This is a genomic window from Streptomyces sp. NPDC001137 (assembly GCF_040298885.1).
In the GTDB taxonomy this organism is placed as follows: Bacteria; Actinomycetota; Actinomycetes; order Streptomycetales; family Streptomycetaceae; genus Streptomyces.
In genome coordinates this window covers 586854-606701 of sequence record NZ_JBEPBA010000001.1, presented here as the reverse complement: position 1 = coordinate 606701, position 19848 = coordinate 586854, and the positions used below count along the sequence as shown (strand labels likewise).

Genomic DNA, 19848 nt, shown 5'->3' with positions numbered 1-19848 from the left:
CGCGCCCATGGGCCCGAGCCGGATGGCTCGGGCCCTCATTTGGTCAGTGGAGCTGTTTCTCCAGCAGCGTCACCGCATACGGGCTCCCCAACCCGCCGTCCTTCGCCCGCTGTTCGCCTACGACCCTGTAGCCCGCCGACTCGTAGTACGCGCGCAGCCGCGGGTTGGCGGCCAGGCAGTCCAGGCGGGCGTAGGGGCGGCCTGTGGCGGCGATGCGGGACTCCGCCTCCGCCAGCATCCGGCGGCCCGCGCCCGGTGGGGCCGTGTGCGGGGTGGTCATCAGGCGGTGGATGTAGCCCGCGTCGGCGGGGCGGGGGCCCCAGGCGGCCTCGTCCTCCCACCAGAGTTCCCAGGCGCCGGCCAGGTGGCCGCCCGCGTGGGCCAGCCAGACCTCGCCCTCCTGCATGCGCGTGCGGAAGTGGGTCTCGTCCTTCTCGCCCGGCTTCCACTGGTCGATTCCCCGGGCCAGTTGCCAGAGCGCGGCCGAGTCGCGGAGGCGGACGAGGGTGCGGGCGTCGGGTGGGGTGGCCTTGCGGTAGGTGAGGGGCGGCGAGGTCGTGGGCCGGGGTTCCAGGAGGGCCGTGCGGAGGGTGGTCGCCAACGCCTCTGCGTCCAGGGACAGTTCCCGCGTGATGTAGTCCTCCAGAGAGCCGTAGCGCTGCTTCATGGCCGCCAGGAAGGTGCGCATCACCTGCTGCGGGGCCCGGCCGAAGCCCGGCCAGGTCGGTTCGCGGCCGTCGTTTCTCGCCTTCCAGGAGGCGAGGATGGCCGGGGCGGCCAGTTCGGTGAGGCTGTAGTCCTCGATGATGGTTGTTTCCGGGATGCCCAGCAACGTCAGGATCAGCGCGGCGAGTTGGCCCGTGCGGTCCTTGCCCGACGCGCAGTGGAAGACCAGCGGGGTGTCCGATTCCGCCGACTCCGCCACCAGTTCCAGGGCTCTGCGGATCTCCTTCACCCCGTCCTCCGCCACCTCCATGTAGCGCTCCGCCAGGTACGGGCCGGGGTCGACGTCGGGGGCCTGGACCGCCTGCTCGTAGGCGCGGTGCTCGATGCTGAGGTTGTGGTACGCGAAGGAGGAGTGGGAGGGGACGCGCCCGCGCGCCTCCGCCTCCCAGGGGTGGCGCAGGTCGATGACCGTGCGGATGCCGAGGGAGAGGAAGCGGTCCCAGTCCTGTGTGCCCTCGGTCAGCTTGCCCGGGGAGTCGGCGCGGTACAGGCGTCCGGGGCGGATGCGGTGGCCGTCCGGGGTCGTGTAGCCGCCCAGGTCGCGGAAGTTGTGCAGCGCGTCGAAAGCTATGTGTCGGTCCACAGGCTGTGACCCTATGCCTACTTGGCGTGCAGCACCGCGTAGATCATCACGAAGGCCACGATGTGGATGCCGAAGAGGAAGTACGCGAGGTAGTACCAGACGTAGCGTTCGCGTTTCTTCTCCAGCCGCAGGCGCTGCTGCTCCGCCTCCCGCTCGGCGTCTTCCGCCATCACAGCTCCCTGTGGACCTTCGTGTTGGAGGCCTGCGCGCGCGGGCGGAGGACCAGGAGGTCGACGTTGACGTGGTGGGGGCGGGTGACGGCCCAGGTGATGGTGTCCGCGACGTCGTCGGCCGTGAGGGGTTCGGCGACGCCCTCGTAGACCTTCGACGCCTTGGCCTGGTCGCCGCCGAAGCGGGTGAGGGCGAACTCGTCGGTCCTGACCATGCCGGGGGCGATCTCGATCACGCGGACGGGCTGGCCGACGATCTCCAGGCGGAGGGTCTCGGCGAGGACGTGCTCGCCGTGCTTGGCGGCGACGTAGCCCGCGCCGCCCTCGTAGGTGCCGAGGCCGGCGGTGGAGGAGATGACGACGACTGTGCCGTCGCCGCTCGCCACCAGCTTGGGGAGCAGGGCCTGGGTGACGTTCAGGGTGCCGATGACGTTCGTCTCGTACATCGCGCGCCAGTCGGCCGGGTCGCCGGTGGCGACCGGGTCGGCGCCGAGTGCGCCGCCCGCGTTGTTGACCAGGACGCCGATGGTCTTGAAGGCGGTGGCGAACTCGTCGACGGCCGTACGGTCGGTGACGTCGAGCTGGTACGCCGTGGCCTGGTGGCCGGCTGCGTTGATTTCCTCCGCCAGTGCCTCGATGCGGTCCTTGCGGCGGGCGGTGAGGACGACCCGGTAGCCGGCCGCGGCCAGCTGCCGGGCGGTGGCGGCGCCGATTCCGCTGCTGGCACCCGTCACGACGGCGATGCGGGAGGCGGCGGACGGTGCGGGGGCCATGCGGTGCTCCTGGTGTTGGGTCGGCGGTCGGCTCCGTCCAGCGTAGGTGAGGCTCAGCCGCCGCTGCGCGGTGCCCACATGATGAGAGCCATGCCGGCCAGGCACACCAGGGCGCCCGTGATGTCCCAGCCGTCGGGGCGGTAGCCGTCGGCGACCATGCCCCACAGGATCGAGCCGCCCACGAAGATGCCTCCGTATGCGGCGAGGATGCGGCCGAAGTGGGCGTCGGGCTGGAAGGTGGCGACGAAGCCGTAGGCGCCGAGGGCGAGGATGCCGCCGGTGATCCACAGCCAGCCGCGGTGTTCCCGTACGCCCTGCCAGACCAGCCAGGCACCGCCGATCTCGAAGAGGGCGGCGAGGACGAAGAGGGCGGCGGAGCGGGCGACGAGCATGCCTGCAGCTTGGCATGTCTGCCGCCGTGGCCGGCCGTGCTGTCACCTGTTGGACGGCGCCTGCCGCGTGCTCCGCGTGGGATACATCCGTACGACTGCGTGGAGTGAGGAGTGGCGGTATGCGGAGGATGCGGGTTCCTGTGGTCGGGGCTGCCGCCCTGGTGATGGCGGCTGCTGTGCCGGGCGGTGCCGTCGGCGCTCCCGAGGCGGATCTGGCGTATCACGGTGTCGTCGCCATGTCCGGTGGCCGCGTGGACCTGCGGCTCATGACGCGCAATTACGGGCCGTCCGCGGTGCCGGACGCGACGGTGCGGCTGCGCTGGTCGGCGGCGCCGGTGAACAAGCAGGCGCTGCCGGCCGGGTGTGTGCGGTCGGGGGAGCGGGTGATGCTGTGCCGGGTGGGGGTGCTGGCCGCGAAGTCCGTGGCCCGGCAGATCAGGTTGCGGGTTCGGCTGCGGGGTGCGCCGTCCGAGGTGCGGGTGGAGATCGACACGGCGTGGAACGGGGGCGCCGTCGACCGTCATCGGCACAACGACCGGCAGCGGGTGCTGGTGCTCGCCACCGGGGACGAGTACTCCTTCTAGGGAGGCCGGGTCGTACGATTCCTGCACGGCGCAGATGAAGCGGGGCGAAGAGGAGCGGGGCATGGCCGGGAACGTGCGGGAGCGGCTGCTCGACGAGCTGGCCGGTGTCTCGCGTCGCTACATGGCCTCGTACGCCCTCTTCAACCAGGCCGTGGCCGACCATCTGGGGCTGCACCCCACGGATCTTCAGTGCCTGAATCTGCTGACGCTGGAGGGCGGGCCGGTGACCAGCGGCCGGATCGCCGAGATGACGGGTCTGACGACCGGTTCGGCGACGCGGCTGGTGGACCGGCTGGAGAAGGCGGGTTACGTCGTACGGGAGCGGGACGCGCAGGACCGGCGGCGGGTGCTGGTGGCGACCGTGCCGGAGCGGATCGCCGAGTTCGGGCGGATGTGGGACCGGCTGGGCGGCGGCTGGTCCGCTCTCTTCGAGGAGCTGGACGACGCCGAACTCGCCGTGGTCATCGGGCACATGCGGCGCACGGTGGAGTTCAGCGCGCAGCAGGTGGCTCGGCTGCGGGCGGGAGAGGTCTAGGGCCTGTCCGGCGGATCGGCTCGGCGTCGCCGGGCCCGGAACACCCCCCTCCCCGGGAGGGCCCCCGTCGTTCCGCGCCGCGGCGGCGGCTGATGTCTACGTGTTCTCGGTGTCGTAGCGCTCGCGGGCCTCGTGGACCTCGTCGAAGTGGGTTTCGGCCCAGGTTTTCACGGCGGTGAGCAACTGGGCGAGGCTGCCGCCGAGTTCGGTGAGTTCGTAGTCGACGCGGACCGGTACGGACGGGGTGACGGTGCGGGTGAGGATGCCGTCGCGTTCCAGTGAACGCAGTGTCTGCGTCAGCATCTTGGGGCTCACGCCCGCGATCTTGCGGCTGAGGTCGCTGTAGCGCATGGGGCCGGAGGAGAGGGCCGCGAGGACGAGGCTGACCCATTTGTCGCTGAGGCGGTCGAGCAGCTGGTTGGTGGGGCAGGCGCGGAGGAACGCGTCGTACTCCACGCGGGCCTGCTCGCGCTTCTGGGCCGCGGTCATGGTCGCCATGGCTCTCCTCCCGGTGAGGTAGGCACCTCCAGGTAACTACTTCCTCATGGATAGTAACTCTTCCTAGGGTTGTTGCACGCACAGCGGAACCAAACAAAACGATGTGAAGAGTCTTACGGGAGCAATGACCATGCGTGCTGCAGTGGTGAGGACGTTCGGCGGGCCCGAGGCCGTGGAGGTCGTGGACGTGGAGGTGCCGGAGCCGGCGGCCCGGCAGGTGCGGATCAGGGTCGCCGCGGCCGCGCTGAACCCGGTGGACGCGGGGGTGCGGGCCGGTGCCTTCGGGGGTGCGGGCAAGCAGATCGGGTTCGGCTGGGACGTCGCCGGGACCGTGGACGCGACGGGAGTGGCCACCGCGTGGAGCGTCGGCGACGAGGTGGTGGCGCTGGACTACGGCATGGTGAAGCCGCTGGGCACGCACGCCGAGTACGTCGTCGTCGACACGGACGCGGTGGCCAAGGCGCCGGCCACGGTGGACGCCGTGCACGCGGCGACGCTGCCGCTGAACGCCCTGACCGCCGTACAGGCCCTGGATCTGCTGGAGTTGGCGCCGGGGCAGTCGTTGCTGGTGACGGGGGCCGCGGGTGCGGTCGGCGGGTTCGCCGTCCAGCTCGCCGCCCGTCGGGGGGTGGCCGTGACCGCGCTGGCCAGGGAGGACGACGAGGAGCTCGTACGGTCCCTGGGGGCCGCGCACTTCACGTCCGGTGCCGTCGGGGCGGGGAGCGTCGACGCCGTGCTGGACGCGGCGGTCCTCGGCGAGGCGGCGCTGGAGTGGGTGCGGGACGGGGGCGCGTACGTCGGCGTCATCCCGCAGGCGGCCCCGGCGTCCGTGCGCGGTGTGCGGACCGGTGCGGTGGAGGTGAGCGCCGACGGGGCGCGGCTGGCCGAGCTGGCGGAGCTGGTGGACGCGGGCGTGCTGACGCTGCGGGTGGCCGAGACGTACGCCCTGGAGGACGCGGCGAAGGCGCACGCCCGCCTGGCGGACGGCGGGGTGCGCGGCCGGTTGGTTCTCGTCCCGTAGGTCCTGCCTAGTGGTCCCCTTGGGGTGCCTTGCGCGGCAGCAGTCGTACGAGCGGCAGGCACAGGGCGACGGCCGCGGCGACCACGGCGAGGCTCACCAGGAGGGCGTGGGTCTCGCCGCCGCCGACCGCCTTGAAGTACACGGTGGTCACGGCTGCCGCGCCGACCGCGTTGGCGAGCTGCTGCACCGCGTTGAGGGAGCCGCTCGCGCTGCCGGCCTCCTCGGGGGCGATGTCGCCGATGGTGACGTCGTAGACCGTGCCGAAGCAGGTGCCCATGCCGAGGCCGGTCAGCAGGAGGGGTGGGACGAGGGCCCAGCCGGACCCTTCGGTCAGGAGGGCGAGGCAGCCGCAGCCGCCCAGGATCATCAGCAGTCCGGCGACGACGAGCCGTCGGCCGTGGGTGTGGATCAGCCGGTAGCAGGCGATGGACGCGAGGACGATGCCCGCGGAGAGCGGGATCAGGCCGAGTGCGGTGCCGGCGGGGGAGCGGCCGAGGCCCCGCTGGAGGTGGAGGGAGACGACGTAGAGGAGGCCGGCGACCGCGGCGAAGGCGAGGACGCCGAGGATCAGGCCCGAGGTGAAGCCGCGGTTGCGGAGCAGGGTCGGGCGGATCAGGGGTTCGGCGGCGGTGCGCTGGCGGTGGCAGAAGGCGGCGAACAGGGCGAGACCGAGCAGCAGCAGGGCGAGCGGGCGGGGCGTCCAGCCGGACGCCGAGCCGTCGATGAGCCCGCCGAGCAGGCCGAGCATCGCGCCGCCGAGCAGGGCCGCACCCGGGACGTCCACGGAGAGGGACGGGGCGCCGGTGTCGCGGGGGAGCAGCCGGGCGGCGGCGAGCAGGGCGGCGCCGCCGAGGAGCAGGTTGATCAGGAACATGGGGCGCCAGCCGAGGCCCGCGAGGTCGGCGTCGACGAGGAAGCCGGCGAGGATCGGCCCGCCGACCGCGGACAGGCCCATGACCGGCCCGAAGAGGCTGAACGCCTTGCCGATCTCCTCGCGCGGCCAGGTCGCGCCGAGGATGCCGAAGCCCTGCGGGATGACGAGTGCCCCGAAGGCGCCCTGGACCAGCCGGGCGAGGACCAGTGAGGTCGGGTTCGGGGCGAGCCCGCAGGCCAGTGAGGCGGCGACGAAGCCGGCGAGGCCGGTCAGGAACAGCCGCCGGCGGCCGTACTTGTCGCCGAGCCGTCCGCCGGGCACCAGCAGCACGCCGAGCGCGAGGGCGTAGGAGGCGCCGAGCCACTGGACGAGGCTCGCGCCGCCGCCGAGGTCCCGGGTGATGGTGGGTGCGGCGATGTTGGTGATCGTCGCGTCGAGGAGGTCGAGGACGTCGGCGGCGAGCACGACGGCGAGGACGGCCCAGCGGGCACGGGTGGAGAGCGGAGGACTATCCGCTGCGTTAAGAAGAATCTGCGTCACGCAGATAAATATGCGGAGTGCGCCGCCGGGCGTCAAGGGGATTTCGCTAGCCGGCGGTTCTGGCGGCGTAGGCGGTGGGCGGCACCCCGACCGTCGCCGTGAAGTCCCGCACCAGATGGGCCTGGTCGGCATAGCCGAGGTCGGCCGCCAGGGCCGCCCAGTCCACCTCGCGATCCGTCTCCGCGTGCTCCAGGGCCTCATGGATGCGGTAGCGCAGGATGACCCACTTCGGGCCCACGCCGACGTACCCGGCGAACAGCCGCTGCAGCAGCCGTACGGACACGCCCTCGGCGCGGGCGAAGTCGGCGACGCGGCGGATGGTGCGGTCGGTGCGGATGCGCTCGACCAGGGTCGTCGCGAGGTCGGCCTGGGGGTCGGGGCGGGGCGAGAGGGAGAGCAGGAAGGTGTCGAGGGCGGCGATCCGGGCGGTCTCGTCGGCCGGGGCGAGGACGGCCGCGAGATCCGCTGTCGGGAAGGCCTCGGGGGAGCGCACCCGCCGGCCCGTCCACTCGCTCACGGCCTGTCCGGGCGCGAAGGGGCGGAAGCCGCCGGGCCGGAACTTGATGCCGCACACCCGGCCGCGCCCCTCCAGCTTCTGCGCGAACAGCCCCTGCTGGACGCCGGCGACCTCGACGAACGGCTCCTGGTCCGCGAACTGCTGGAAGACGATGTGGACCGCGGGGTGCGGGACCACGTGCGAGACGTACGGCTCGTCCAGGTCCCAGTCGATCAGCCAGTAGTGCTCGACATGGCGGCGCAGCGGCTCGGCGGGGTCCGGGCGGCGGAAGTCCACGCGGGCGAGGAAGTCCGCGGCGCCGACGATGCCTCGGGTGTCACGGCGTGGGGCGGCCATGTCGGGATCGTAGGACGGGGCACTGACAATCGCCGGAATAAGGGGGCCGGGGCGACCGTTGAGCGGCTATAGTTGAACAGTCAACAACTTGGAGGTTGAGCGACCATGCAGTTCGGGATCTTCAGCGTCGGCGACGTCACGCCGGACCCGACCACCGGGCGTACGCCGACCGAGCGCGAGCGCATCAAGGCCATGGTCGCCATCGCGCTGAAGGCCGAGGAGGTCGGCCTCGACGTCTTCGCGACCGGAGAGCACCACAACCCGCCGTTCGTGCCCTCGTCGCCGACCACGATGCTCGGCTATGTCGCCGCGCGGACCGAGAAGCTGATCCTGTCCACCTCCACGACTCTCATCACCACCAACGACCCGGTGAAGATCGCCGAGGACTTCGCGATGCTCCAGCACCTGGCCGACGGCCGGGTGGACCTGATGATGGGCCGCGGCAACACCGGACCGGTCTATCCGTGGTTCGGCCAGGACATCCGCGAGGGCATCAATCTCGCCATCGAGAACTACGCCCTGCTGCGCCGGCTGTGGCGCGAGGACGTCGTGAACTGGGAGGGCAAGTTCCGCACCCCGCTGCAGGGCTTCACCTCCACGCCCCGCCCGCTGGACGGGGTCCCGCCGTTCGTCTGGCACGGCTCGATCCGCTCGCCGGAGATCGCCGAGCAGGCCGCGTTCTACGGCGACGGCTTCTTCCACAACAACATCTTCTGGCCGGCCGACCACACCAAGCGGATGGTCGAGCTGTACCGGTCCCGGTACGCGCACTACGGGCACGGCACCCCCGAGCAGGCGATCGTGGGCCTGGGCGGCCAGGTGTTCATGCGGCACAACTCGCAGGACGCGGTGCGGGAGTTCCGGCCGTACTTCGACAACGCGCCGGTCTACGGCCACGGGCCCTCCCTGGAGGACTTCACGGACCAGACCCCGCTCACCGTCGGCTCTCCGCAGCAGGTGATCGAGAAGACCCTGTCCTTCCGGGAGTACGCCGGCGACTACCAGCGCCAGCTGTTCCTGGTGGACCACGCCGGGCTGCCGCTGAAGAGCGTGCTGGAGCAGATCGACCTGCTGGGCGAGGAGGTCGTGCCGGTGCTGCGCAAGGAGTTCGCCGCCGGGCGTCCGGCGGACGTGCCGGAGGCGCCGACGCACGCGTCGCTGAAGGCCGCCGCGGAGAAGGAGGAGGCCGCCGTATGAAGCTCGTCGTCGTCTCGGCGGGGCTGAGCGTCCCGTCGTCCACCCGGCTGCTGGGCGACCGGCTCGCCGCCGCCGTGGGCCGGCAGACCCCGGTCGACATCGAGGTCGTGGAGCTGCGCGACCTCGCGGTGGAGATCGCGCACAACTTCACCAACGGGTTCCCGGGGCGGAAACTCGCCGCCGCGCTGGACGCCGTGACGCAGGCGGACGGGCTGATCGTCGTCACCCCCGTGTTCTCGGCCTCGTACAGCGGGCTGTTCAAGTCCTTCTTCGACGTGCTCGACAAGGACGCGCTGACGGGCAGGCCGGTGCTGATCGCGGCGACCGGCGGTTCGGCCCGGCACTCCCTGGTGCTGGAGCACGCGCTGCGTCCGCTCTTCGCCCACCTGCGCGCGGTGGTCGTCCCCACCGGGGTGTACGCCGCGTCGGAGGAGTGGGGCGCGGAGGGCCTGGACGGGCGGATCGAACGGGCGGCGGAGGAGCTGGCCGGTCTGATGAGCGGCCTGTCGCGGGCGGCGAAGGCGCCGACCAGGACGGACGGTTTCGAGGTGGTGCCGTTCGCCGAGCAGCTTGCCGCACTGTCCGCCCCTTCAGTGAGAGGACGGTAGGAGGGAGCGCCGGGTTGCTCGTGTGACGGTGAGAGCCCGGTAAAAAGGCAGATCGTACGGCCTCCGTCCTCGGCTGAACGGCCGGAGGCCTTGGCAGTATGGGTACGTGCCCCAAACTGTGCTGCTCGCCGAAGACGACCGCGCCATCCGTCACGCCCTGGAACGCGCCCTGAGCCTGGAGGGCTACCAGGTCACCGCGGTCGCCGACGGCGTCGAGGCGCTGGCGCAGGCCCACAAGACCCCGCCGGACGTGCTCCTGCTCGACGTGATGATGCCCGGCATCGACGGGCTGCAGGTCTGCCGGGTGCTGCGCGCCGAGGGCGACCGCACGCCGATCCTCATGCTCACCGCGCTCGTCGAGACCGCCGACCGCATCGCGGGCCTGGACGCGGGCGCCGACGACTACGTGGTCAAGCCGTTCGACGTCGAGGAGGTCTTCGCCCGGCTGCGGGCGCTGCTGCGCCGGACCAGCACGGATCCCGCGGCCCTGACCGACGTGCCGAAGGAGCTGCCCGCGGCCTCCGACCGGCAGATCGAGGCCGCCGGACTGCGCATGGACGTACAGGCGCGGCGGGCCTGGCGCGGCGAGCGCGAGCTGGAGCTCACGCGGACCGAGTTCGAGCTGCTGGAGCTGCTCGTGCGCAACGCCGGGATCGTCCTCGACCACTCCACGATCTACGACCGCATCTGGGGCTACGACTTCGGACCCGGTTCCAAGAACCTCGCCGTGTACGTCGGCTATCTGCGCCGCAAGCTGGACGAGCCGGGCGCGCCGGCGCTGATCCACACGGTGCGCGGTGTGGGTTACGTGCTGCGGGAAGACTAGTGGGCGGGATCAGGCGGCTGCTGGCGAGAAGGCGGCCCGGGCTGGTCTCCCTGCGCACCACGTTCGCGGTCTCGTTCGCGGCGGTCACCGCCGCCGTCACGGTGCTGGTCGGTGTGCTGTCGTACAGCGCCGCGGCCCGGCTGGTGCGGGTGGACCAGGAGTCCGTGTTCGACCAGGTCGTCCAGGACCTGCGGGACGAGGTGCGGCAGCACCGGATGACGACGGACGACTTCTCCTCCTCGGCACCGGGCCACGACATCGTGCGGCCCGCCCGTACGGATGTGCAGGTGCTGGGGCCGGACGGCAAGGTCGTCGACCCGGGCAGCCCCGGGCTGCCGGTGGTCGCCGCCGACCGGTCGGTCGCGGCCGCCCGGAAGGCCGGGAAGCTGGTCGAGCACAAGGACGTCGACGTCGACACGGACGTCTACCGCATCGCGACCGTCTCGCTCGGCACCGGCCGGGGCGCGGTGCAGGTCGCGCAGGAGTTCAGCGACACCGAGGACCTGCTGCGGGCGCTGCAGCAGCGCACGCTGATCCTGATGTGCGCGGTGGTGATCGCGGCGGGTCTGTTCGGCTGGTGGCTGGCGCGGCGCATCACCCGCCGTCTGATCCTGCTCACCTCGGCCGCGGAGGACGTCGCCCGCACCCGGCAGCTGGGCATCGAGGTGCCCGTCACCGGCTACGACGAGGTGGGCCGCCTCGGCCGCGCCTTCGACCGCATGCTGGGCCGCCTCGCCCAGTCGGAGGAGGACCAGCGGCGCCTGGTCCAGGACGCGGGCCACGAACTGCGTACGCCGCTCACCTCGCTCCGTACGAACATCTCCCTGCTGCGCCGGATCGACGAGCTTCCCCCGGCCACCCGCGACGAGCTGGTCGCGGACCTGAGCCAGGAGGCGCGCGAACTGACCGACCTGGTCAACGAGCTGGTGGACCTGGCGGCCGGGCAGTCCGACACCGAGCCGCCGCAGCGGGTCGACCTCGCGGACATCGCGGAGGAGGTGGCCGGGCTCGCGCGGCGGCGCAACGGGCGGCAGATCACGGTCCGGGTGAGCGGCGACACGACGACCGACGGACGGCCCGCGATGCTGCAGCGCGCGATCTCCAACCTCGTCGAGAACGCCGCCAAGTTCGACCGCGACGGCACCGGGCCCATCGAGATCGCCGTCTCCGGACCCGCCCGGTCGGGCACCGTGCGCGTGGAGATCCTCGACCGCGGCCCAGGAATCGCCGACGGCGACCTGATCCGTATCTTCGACCGCTTCTACCGCGCGGCCGACGCACGGTCCCTGCCCGGTTCGGGGCTCGGTCTGTCGATCGTGCGGGAGGTCGCCATGGCGCACGGCGGGGCGCCGTTCGCGGTGCAGCGTGAGGGGGGCGGAGCGGTGATCGGGTTCACCGTCGGCGGGGTGCCGGGGGGCGGGTCGGGCGCCGGGGGGTGACGCCGCCTCTCCTGCCAGGGGCTGGAACAGGCCATTCCGCTCAACCCCATTTAACTCTCAAGCTGTCATGACATACTCGCGATCCGGCGTGTGATCGTCCCCCTCAGGGTTGGGAAAGCGATTGCCAGTGAACGTGAGAAGCCATGTGCTGGAGCGGCCGTGAGCCGGCAGCGGGGACGTCCCGAGCGGCCGCTCGATCCCGACGCGGGGCCGGTGCAGCGCTTCGCGCACGAGCTGCGGTCCTTACGGGCCCGGGCCGGTTCCCCGTCGTACCGGACGATGTCCGGCCAGGCCCGGATCTCGGTGGCGGCGCTGTCGCGGGCGGCCTCCGGCGAACGGCTGCCGTCGGTGGCCGTGGTGCGCGCCTACGCGCAGGCCTGCGGGGCGGACCCGGACGTCTGGCAGGACCGATTACGGGCGGCGGCCGAGGAGGTCGCGGCCTGCGGACCGGCCGAGGGGGAGTCGCCGTACCAGGGCCTGGCCCGGTTCGAACCGGGTGACCAGGAGCTGTTCTTCGGGCGGGACGCGCTCGCCGAGGACGCCGTGCAGCTGATGAAGGAGCACCGGTTCGCGGTGCTGATCGGGGCGTCCGGCAGCGGCAAGTCCTCGCTGCTGCGGGCCGGGGTCATGCCGCGCCTCGAGCGGGTGGTGGACGAAGCGGGCTGCGGCGCCCGGCTGCGGCTGATCACGCCCGGCGCGCGGCCCGCCACCACCCACGGCCGGCTGCTCGCGCCGGGGCCGGACGAGCCCCACCGCGTGGTCGTGGTCGACCAGTTCGAGGAGATCTTCACCCTCTGCCGGGACCGGGCCGAACGGTGGCTGTTCGTCGACCGGTTGCTCGCCGCCAAGGAGGGTGACGGCCGGTTACGGGTGGTCGTCGCGGTCGGGGCGGGCTTCCACGGCCGGTGCGTGGAGCACCCCGGGCTCGCCGAGGCGCTGCGGCACACCACGCTGTCGGTGGGGCCGATGAGCCGGGAGGAACTGCGGGACGCGGTCGTCAAACCGGCCACGGCGGCGGGCCTGCGGGTCGAGCGGGAACTCACCGCCCGTATCGTCGAAGAGGTCCACGACCAGCCCGGCGCGCTCCCGATGCTCTCGCACGCCCTGCGGGAGACCTGGCGCAGACGGCGCAGCGGAGTGCTGACGCTGGCCGCGTACGAGGAGGCCGGCGGCGTCCACGGAGCGATCGCCGCCGCGGCCGAGGAGGTCTACGGCGGGCTCCTGGCCGACCAGGCCGGCACCGCCCGGCGCCTCCTGCTCGCCCTCATCGCCCCCGGTGACGGCACCCCCGACAGCCCCCGCCCGGTCAGACGCGCCGATCTGCGCGAATGGCCGGACCCCGAGGTGCCCGTCGTCCTCGAACGGCTCTCCCGCGCCCGGCTGATCACCGTGGACGAGGAGAACGTGGAACTCGCCCACGCGGCCCTGATCACCCGCTGGCCCCGGCTGCAGCAGTGGATCGAGGAGAACCGCGAGCGGCTGCGCATGCACCGTCACCTCGCCGAGGCCGCCCGCAACTGGCAGGAGCACGGCAGCGACCCCGGCACCCTGTACCGGGGGGTCCATCTCGCCCTGGCCGACGTGCTGTTCACCCGCGAGCGGCACGAGGACGACCTGACCGCGCGGGAGCGGGCCTTCCTGTGCGCCTCCCGGGTCGCCCACCGCATGGAGCGCTGGACGGCCGCCCGTATGCAACGCCGCATACGGGCACTCGTCGTCGCCCTCACCTGTGTCCTGGGCGGGGCCCTGGTCGCCGGTCACCTCGCCTGGCAGCAGAGCGATGCGGCCGAGGCCGAGCGCACCCTCGCCGCGGCCCGCCGGGTCGCGGGCCTCGCCGACCGGGACCGGGTGACCGACCCACGCACCCGCGCCCTGCTCGCCGTCGCCGCCTGGCGGCTCGCCCCGCTGCCGGAGAGCCGCGCGGCCCTCTTCGACGCCCTGACCGACCCCGAGCGCGACACCTTCACCGCCCCCGACCGGAAGACCACCACCCGCACCTTCCTCATCGACTCCGGCCACACCCTCCTCACCACCGGCGCGGGCACCTGGTCGACCTGGAACGTCCGCACCCACCGCCGCACCGCCTCCGGCCACCTGCCGGACCTTCCGGTGACCGCGGCCGGCCCCGACGGCCGGACACTCGCCCTGGCCGGCCCCGGCGGAGAGCGACGGCTGTGGCGTCTGCCGGAGAGGGCGGGAGACCCCGCCCGGTACCGCGGTGCGGCCGGTCCGGGGACCGGGGCCGGCGGTCATGTCGCGGACGGGCCGGACACGCAGGCGCGGTTGCGGGGATTCACCGATGACTCCGTGGTGCCGGCGGGGGCCGCCGGGGGTGTCGTGGTGGTGAGTGCGGAGGGGCGGCTGGCCGTCGTCTGCGGGCGGGAGCGGGCGCTCGTGGTGCGGGACCTCGTCCGGCACCGCACTGTTCCGGGCGCCTGGGAGGGCCGGCCGGTCGGGAAGTGCGCCGCCGACTCGCTCGTCCTCGACCGGCGCGGTACACGGCTCGCCGCGGTTTCGGACAAGGGCGTACGTGTCTGGGACACGGCCTCGGGGCGGCAGCTCGCGGATCTCGGCCAACCGGGCGCCACTCGCCCGGCGTTCACCGCGGACGGGCGGTTCCTGGCGGCGGCCGGGCAGGACGGGATCACCGTCTGGCGCATCCCGGGGGCGAGAGCACCGGTGTTCCGCCACGCCCTGGCCGACGGGCCCGTCACCGCACTCGCCTGGGACCCCGGCGCCCCGACCCTGCGCTACCTGACCGGCGCCACCGTCCACACCCTCGACCTCTCGGCGGCCCTCACCTCCGCGTGGCGCGACCGGCCGCTGGAGCACGAGACGCTCAGCCCGGACGGGCGCCTGCTGGCCACCGCCGAACGGTACGGCGACAGCTACCGCTTCCGCCTGCGCTCCACCCGCACCGGCCGCGGCGTCGCAGGACTGCCCGCCCTCGCGCCCGGGCGCCCCGAGGCCGCCGCCCCCCTCCTGGCCTTCAGCCCCGACAGCCGGACCTTCGCCTACGGCAACGGCGCCCGGATCGTCGTATGGAATGCGACAACTCACCGTGTGCAGGCGGTACTTGAGCCGGGCGGGCCGTCCGCCGTCCGCTCGGTCGCGCTCACCCGGGGCGGCCGACACCTGCTGCTCACCCGGGTGACCTCCACCGGTTCGCTCGTCGGTGAGGTGTGGGACACCGCCCGGCGGACGAGGACCGACCGGCCCGCGGCTCTCGCCGGAACCCTTGCGTCCGTCCTGGCCTCCGGGTTCACGGGACCGGCCGCCTCCCTGCCCTTCGGCCCGGAGACCGGCGTACCACTCGGCGACGCCGACCTCCTCGCCCTCAGCCCCGACGGCGTCCACCTGGCCACCGGCGGTTCCTTCGGCAGCGTCACCGTCTGGCGGGGCCGCGGGGAACGCCACCGGGAGGCCGTCGTCCCGGCCGGCGCCCCGGGCTCCCCGGTCACCGCCCTCGCCTTCAGCCCCGACGGCCGCACCCTCGCGGTGGGGTACCGCTCCGGCGCGCTGCGCCTGTGGGACACCGCCGGCCGGCAGCCCCTGGGCGCCGGCCTCGCCACCCCCGGCGACGCGATCCGCTCGCTCGCCTTCGACCCGCACGGGGACTCCGTGTACGCCGCCGGCCCGCACGTGCCCGTCCAGCGGTACGCCGTCGGGGCCGCCCGGGTCGCCACCCGGCTCTGCGCGCGCACCGGCCGTGACCTGACCGCCGACGAATGGCGGACGTACCTCCCCGAGGTGCCCTACCGGCGCGTGTGCGACCTCTCCGGCGACGGGACCTCGTAGGCCCGACGCCCGGAAGCCCGCCGCGGTCCCCTGCGCGGGCACCTGTCCGGTTCCGTCCCCCGGGTTGGGTTGTTTACGCCTCTGACCTGCATTGATCAACAAATCGGCACACCGAAGAGTGGAGGGCCACCAGGACACCACCCCCCACTCACCGGAGTAACCCGATGCGATTCGCACGCCGTAAGCCCGCCTCCCCCCAGCGCGTCCTCCGTACCGGCGGGGCCGTAGCGGCCCTGGCGCTGGGCGCCTCGCTGCTGGCGGCCCCGCAGGCCTCCGCCGCCGACAGCCCCACCACCAAGGAGCTCCTGGACGCCTGCAGCTGGGCCGACCTGTGCGAGTTCCACGCCACGGACTACTGGACGTACACCGGCCCCCAGCACCAGGTCGGCAGCACCGCGTACAACTGCGCGAGCCAGACCAACCAGCACCGTATCGACTGGGCGGACACCACCGGCTCCACCAACACCTTCGGCATCTCGATCAGCGCGGAATACAAGTGGTTCGAGGTGTTCACGGTCGGCGTCAGCACCACGTACTCGCACAGCTGGGAGGCCTCGCACACCGACACCGAGAGCAACACGGTCAACATCCCGGCCGGCTACAAGGGCTGGATAGAGCGCGGCACGGCCAAGCAGCAGGCCAAGGGCTGGTACGAGATCCACTTCGGCAAGCGCTTCTACGGCCACTACATCTGGTACATCAACAACTACCAGTCGTCCGGCTTCAACAAGGACAACCCCAACTCGGGCTACGTCAACTTCAAGGACGCGAAGATGACCGCCGCCGACCGCGCCGCCCACTGCAACTGACACCGGCCGACGGCATGTGGTGCTCCGTGACTCCGGGAACCCGCCGCCGGCTCCGCCTCGCGGCGGCCGCCGTCTGCTCCCTGGTCCTGCTGACCGGCTGCGCGGCCGGCGCGAAGAGCGAACCCGACACCGCCCACGCGGACCGGCAGGGGCCGACGGTGATCGGCACCGACACCTCGGCGGAGAGTCGGGTGACGGCCGCGCTCTACCGTGAACTCCTCACCCACGCCGGACAGCCGGTGCGGATGGCGACCACCAGCTACCCGTCGCCCGCCGCCACCGCCAGGGCCGTGGTGGCGGGCAGGATCGGCCTGGCTCCCGCATACGAGAGCGCCCTGCTGCGCACGTTCCCGGGCAGCGACACGCTGCCCGGGAACATGCCGGCGACGCTGAGCATGGCGCTGCCCATGGGGATCGACGCCCTGCCGCCGGCCGCGGCCGAACACGGCGTCGTCCTCGCGGTCACCCGGGCCACCGCCCGCCGCCACGCCCTGCACAGCCTCGCCGACCTCGCCGGAGCCGGCCGCCGCCTCACCCTCGGCGGCTCCGCCTCGGGCGATCCGGACGCCCCGGCGCCCTCGTCGCTGAAGAAGGCGTACGGCGTCACCCTGACCGGCGCCGGCACCTCGGCGACCGCCGATGTGCTGGCCCTGCGCAGCACCGACCCCGTCCTCACCCGTGACCGGCTGGTCGTGCTGAGCGACCCCGAGGGCGTCATCCCGCCCGAGCACGTCTTCCCTCTCATCCAGGCCCCCTACGCGGGCCTGGCCGCAAGAAAGGCCCTGGCCAGGGTCAACGCGGCCCTCACCACGGACCAACTGGCCGCGCTCGCCTCCGCCGTCGACGCGGGCCGGTCGCCCGCCGCGACGGCCCGGACCTGGCTGCGGTCCAAGGGCCTGCTCGGCTGACCCCCTCTCGCCTCCCTCCCACGTACCTCACCCGTACCTCACTCGTACAGAACGGTGACAGCGAAATGCGTGACATCAGAAGGAAGTTCGCCATCGCGGCACTCGCCGCAGGAGCCGCTTTCAGCTCTCTCGCCGTCCCGACGACGGCCGCCGCCGAGTCGGTCTCCGCCGTGCAGATCACGGTCTGCAACGACGCCGGCGTGACACAGGTGTTCTGGGTCAAGGGCTACAACCAGCACAACGACTGGGTCGGCTCGCCGATCTGGACGGTCGACGCAGGCACCTGCGCCACCGGCTGGGACTACTGGTGGAAGCAGAACTCGTCGGTCGAACTCCACCACAAGCCGGGCAACGCGGCCTGGACCTGGAAGCAGCAGTACGTCCCCAGGACGAATGACCGGACGACGACGTTCCATCTGTCGTAGAGGGCAGACGCCGATCGCGGACACGGCACCGAACCGCACACTCGCCGGGGGCGGGACTCGAAAAGGGTCCCGCCCCCGGTGCGTCGAGCCCCTGCCGAGATGAGCACTCGTACTCATGCCGGAACGCGCACCGCGGTCCACCGTGGAGGACATCCGCCACGGACCCGATCCGAGGCTCCCGAGAGACAAGGAACGACATGGCACGCTCCGCACGCCCCCGACCGCGCGGGATCCGGGCCCTGCTCGCGCCCGCGGTCGACAACTGGCTCGCACGCGGCTACCTCGCGGTCGTCGCCGCGTCGCTGGGCTTCTTCCTGTACGCCGTCTATCTGTCGCCGGACCCGGGCTTCGCCGGCATCTGGCCACTCATGGCCACGGCCCCGCTCGGCCTGCTCGTGACCGTGCCCCTGACGGCTCTGTCACCGGACTGGGACTCCTCGCTCGCGTGGCTGAGCCCGTTGATCTTCACCGCCGGCGCGGCCCTGTCCGGCTTGGTCAACGCGGCACTGATCGGCTCGCTGGCGCGCAGGCTGACCCAGGGGACCTCCGGCCAGGGCCGCACGGGGCAGTACGGCTGAGGCTCCGCCTCATCCAACCGTTCGGCGTGTCGGCGCAAGGCGCTCGTACACCGTCAGCCTTCGCCCGTGCACCTGCTGGTCGGCCACCACCCTGAAGTACTTCTTCAGCACGGACGTCTTCGTCCTGTCCCGCTCGGCCGTCACCGGTCGCGCCACCCCGCTCGCGTCCGTCACCAGCAGGATGCGTCGCTGCGTCAGCATCGCGGCACGTATCCGAGCCGGGTTCGCCTCGATGCCCTTCAGAGTCCCGGACTCCTGCGGGGTCTGCGCCAGAGCGATGTCCCGCAGACCGGAAAAGGCGCTCGGGGTCACGGACTTGGTGTCCCGGCGCGCCGCGGGGACGAAGAGCACGGCATCCCCGGTCTCCTTGAGCCGCCGTACGTCCGAGGCGAGCGCCAGGACGTCGTCCACCCGGCTGGAGGGGGAGCGCTTGGCCAGCGACTGCGGCAGCAGCGCCACCGTCGCCACGGCGATCAGCGCGGGGAGAACCGACGTCGAGGCTCTCGGGAGGCGGGGCTTCACCGCCCGCACCGCCGAACCGATCACCGAACCGATCAGCAGTGCCAGACCCAGCAGGCTGAAGAGAACGTACCGGTCCAGGAACAGCGGCTGGATCAGCGACAGACCGATGAGGCCGATCTGCGGCACCGCCAGCAGCGGCAGCCCGACGGTCGCCACCGACAGCCGGCCCACCCGGGGGCGATCCAGCAGTGCGCCGACTCCGCCGATCAGCAGCAGGACCGCCGGGCCGATCAGCATGTGCCAGGTGAGCGGCGGTATCCAAGACACCTGCGCGGACTGGCCCCGGCTGAAGAGCACCAAGGGCAGCGCGCAGGCCGTGGCGGTCGCGGAGGCGGCCGCCCAGCGAGTTCGGGTCCCGCGGCCGGCCCGGGCCCAGACCAGCGTCGCCAGATGTGCCGGAAGGATCAGGAGCGAGAGCCAGTTCAGCAGGGCGCACAGCAGGACCGTGCCGCCGTAGGCGACCCAGCGCCCCGCGCGGACACGGCGTTGCAGCACGGTCACGAGCAGCAGGGTGGAGACCCCGGCCCCGGCTGCGACCAGCGCGTACGGCCGTCCCTCCTGGAGGTAGAACTGCACGGCCGGCAGCAGCCCGAACGCCATCCCTCCTCCCAGGCCCACCCACAGGCCGGCCAGCCGGCGGCCGATGACGGCCACGCACGCCGCCGCCACCGCCGTGGCCAGAACCGAGGGCAGCCGCAGGGTCGTGGTGCCGGGCCCGAACCACTCGAACAGGGCGTGCATCAGCAGGTAGTAGCAGCCGTGCACGACGTCGACGTTCCCCAGCATGTGCCAGATCTCAGCCGTGGAGCGCTCCGCCACCTGCCAGGTCGCGGCCTCGTCCCGCCACACCGTGTTCTGCCGCGATATGCCCCAAAGGCCGAGGGACACCGTCCACAGCATCGGTATCAGCCAGACGCGAACCGCCTGATGTCGTGGCGCACTTGGCAATGCCTCAGGCGGTTTTCCGGCCCAGGAAGAGCGCGGAGTCGAGCGAAAGGCATGGGTGATGGGCATGAAAGAGGGCTTCCGGAAAGGCTGTTGAACAAGGCTGAGTGTCAGCTGCGCGAAGTGGCAGCGGCATGAAGAAGCAGCGCGGAAGCCATGCATCGCGCGCGAAGCGTATGAACCCGCAGTCCTCCCGTAGATCCCCCGTGTGTGCGGCCCGATCGAAGCGAGCCTGATCAAGGAT

The 19848-nt window shown here is 72.4% G+C and carries 20 protein-coding genes; 12 read left to right on the top strand and 8 right to left on the bottom strand.

Annotation, left to right across the window (positions count from 1 at the left end; translation table 11 throughout):
* Nucleotides 1-43: 43 nt before the first annotated feature.
* From ABT254_RS02870 to ABT254_RS02855, 4 genes are read right to left on the bottom strand one after another with little or no spacing between them, the layout of a single operon-like run.
* The gene (locus tag ABT254_RS02870) at nucleotides 44-1309 is read right to left on the bottom strand and encodes a GNAT family N-acetyltransferase (protein ID WP_351462752.1); all 1266 of its coding nucleotides are present in this window, start codon (nucleotides 1307-1309) and stop codon (nucleotides 44-46) included.
* A gap of 17 nt (nucleotides 1310-1326) precedes the next feature.
* Nucleotides 1327-1479, bottom strand: coding sequence for a hypothetical protein (locus ABT254_RS02865; RefSeq protein ID WP_351462750.1), 153 nt, complete (start codon nucleotides 1477-1479; stop codon nucleotides 1327-1329).
* Nucleotides 1479-2252 (bottom strand): SDR family NAD(P)-dependent oxidoreductase, encoded by a 774-nt coding sequence (locus tag ABT254_RS02860; protein WP_351462748.1) that lies wholly within the window; start codon nucleotides 2250-2252, stop codon nucleotides 1479-1481. The genes ABT254_RS02865 and ABT254_RS02860 overlap by 1 nt, the downstream gene beginning before the upstream one ends.
* 53 nt (nucleotides 2253-2305) lie before the next feature.
* A complete protein-coding gene (locus tag ABT254_RS02855) occupies nucleotides 2306-2644 on the bottom strand; it encodes a YnfA family protein (protein ID WP_351462746.1) in 339 nt (112 codons plus the stop codon).
* Nucleotides 2645-2763: 119 nt separating this feature from the next.
* Between ABT254_RS02855 and ABT254_RS02850 the strand changes: the two genes are divergently transcribed.
* Together ABT254_RS02850 and ABT254_RS02845 are read left to right on the top strand one after the other, a co-directional pair.
* Nucleotides 2764-3228: a hypothetical protein gene (locus tag ABT254_RS02850; protein WP_351462744.1), complete on the top strand. Its 465-nt coding sequence runs from the start codon at nucleotides 2764-2766 to the stop codon at nucleotides 3226-3228.
* A 61-nt stretch (nucleotides 3229-3289) separates the two neighbouring features.
* Nucleotides 3290-3763: a MarR family winged helix-turn-helix transcriptional regulator gene (locus ABT254_RS02845; RefSeq protein WP_351462742.1), complete on the top strand. Its 474-nt coding sequence runs from the start codon at nucleotides 3290-3292 to the stop codon at nucleotides 3761-3763.
* Between the two features lie 96 nt (nucleotides 3764-3859).
* Here ABT254_RS02845 and ABT254_RS02840 read toward each other — a convergent pair whose 3' ends face one another.
* The gene (locus ABT254_RS02840; protein WP_351462740.1) at nucleotides 3860-4261 is read right to left on the bottom strand and encodes a winged helix-turn-helix transcriptional regulator; all 402 of its coding nucleotides are present in this window, start codon (nucleotides 4259-4261) and stop codon (nucleotides 3860-3862) included.
* Nucleotides 4262-4391: 130 nt separating this feature from the next.
* Between ABT254_RS02840 and ABT254_RS02835 the strand changes: the two genes are divergently transcribed.
* Nucleotides 4392-5282 (top strand): NADP-dependent oxidoreductase, encoded by an 891-nt coding sequence (locus ABT254_RS02835; protein WP_351462738.1) that lies wholly within the window; start codon nucleotides 4392-4394, stop codon nucleotides 5280-5282.
* A gap of 7 nt (nucleotides 5283-5289) precedes the next feature.
* Here ABT254_RS02835 and ABT254_RS02830 read toward each other — a convergent pair whose 3' ends face one another.
* Both ABT254_RS02830 and ABT254_RS02825 read right to left on the bottom strand, forming a co-directional pair.
* A complete protein-coding gene (locus ABT254_RS02830) occupies nucleotides 5290-6696 on the bottom strand; it encodes an MFS transporter (protein WP_351462736.1) in 1407 nt (468 codons plus the stop codon).
* A 46-nt stretch (nucleotides 6697-6742) separates the two neighbouring features.
* Entirely contained in the window at nucleotides 6743-7549 is an 807-nt protein-coding gene (locus tag ABT254_RS02825; RefSeq protein WP_351462734.1) for a DUF6597 domain-containing transcriptional factor, read from the bottom strand.
* Between the two features lie 105 nt (nucleotides 7550-7654).
* On the opposite strand from ABT254_RS02825, the gene ABT254_RS02820 reads away from it, so the two are divergent.
* The 9 genes from ABT254_RS02820 (at nucleotide 7655) to ABT254_RS02780 (ending at nucleotide 18137) form a co-directional block, all read left to right on the top strand.
* Nucleotides 7655-8746, top strand: a complete 1092-nt coding sequence (locus ABT254_RS02820; protein WP_351462732.1) for an LLM class flavin-dependent oxidoreductase — start codon at nucleotides 7655-7657, stop codon at nucleotides 8744-8746.
* Nucleotides 8743-9354 carry an FMN reductase gene (locus tag ABT254_RS02815; RefSeq protein WP_351462730.1) on the top strand — a complete coding sequence of 204 codons (612 nt, stop codon included), beginning with the start codon at nucleotides 8743-8745 and terminating at the stop codon, nucleotides 9352-9354. The genes ABT254_RS02820 and ABT254_RS02815 overlap by 4 nt, the downstream gene beginning before the upstream one ends.
* A 118-nt stretch (nucleotides 9355-9472) precedes the next feature.
* A complete protein-coding gene (locus tag ABT254_RS02810) occupies nucleotides 9473-10180 on the top strand; it encodes a response regulator transcription factor (RefSeq protein WP_351462868.1) in 708 nt (235 codons plus the stop codon).
* Nucleotides 10180-11619, top strand: coding sequence for a sensor histidine kinase (locus tag ABT254_RS02805; RefSeq protein WP_351462728.1), 1440 nt, complete (start codon nucleotides 10180-10182; stop codon nucleotides 11617-11619). Before ABT254_RS02810 ends, ABT254_RS02805 begins: the two co-directional genes overlap by 1 nt.
* 159 nt (nucleotides 11620-11778) lie before the next feature.
* Nucleotides 11779-15417, top strand: a complete 3639-nt coding sequence (locus tag ABT254_RS02800; RefSeq protein ID WP_351462726.1) for an nSTAND1 domain-containing NTPase — start codon at nucleotides 11779-11781, stop codon at nucleotides 15415-15417.
* A 164-nt stretch (nucleotides 15418-15581) separates the two neighbouring features.
* Complete coding sequence (locus tag ABT254_RS02795; RefSeq protein WP_351462724.1) at nucleotides 15582-16226, top strand: hypothetical protein; 645 nt, start codon at nucleotides 15582-15584, stop codon at nucleotides 16224-16226.
* 26 nt (nucleotides 16227-16252) lie between these two features.
* Complete coding sequence (locus ABT254_RS02790) at nucleotides 16253-17134, top strand: glycine betaine ABC transporter substrate-binding protein (RefSeq protein ID WP_351462722.1); 882 nt, start codon at nucleotides 16253-16255, stop codon at nucleotides 17132-17134.
* A 65-nt stretch (nucleotides 17135-17199) separates the two neighbouring features.
* On the top strand, nucleotides 17200-17559 hold the full coding sequence (locus tag ABT254_RS02785) for a hypothetical protein (protein WP_351462720.1): 360 nt from the start codon (nucleotides 17200-17202) through the stop codon (nucleotides 17557-17559).
* A 197-nt stretch (nucleotides 17560-17756) separates the two neighbouring features.
* On the top strand, nucleotides 17757-18137 hold the full coding sequence (locus ABT254_RS02780) for an SCO4225 family membrane protein (protein WP_351462718.1): 381 nt from the start codon (nucleotides 17757-17759) through the stop codon (nucleotides 18135-18137).
* Between the two features lie 9 nt (nucleotides 18138-18146).
* Here the strand turns inward: ABT254_RS02780 and ABT254_RS02775 are convergent, their stop codons facing one another.
* Nucleotides 18147-19559 (bottom strand): glycosyltransferase family protein, encoded by a 1413-nt coding sequence (locus ABT254_RS02775; RefSeq protein ID WP_351462716.1) that lies wholly within the window; start codon nucleotides 19557-19559, stop codon nucleotides 18147-18149.
* Between the last annotated feature and the right edge of the window lie 289 nt (nucleotides 19560-19848).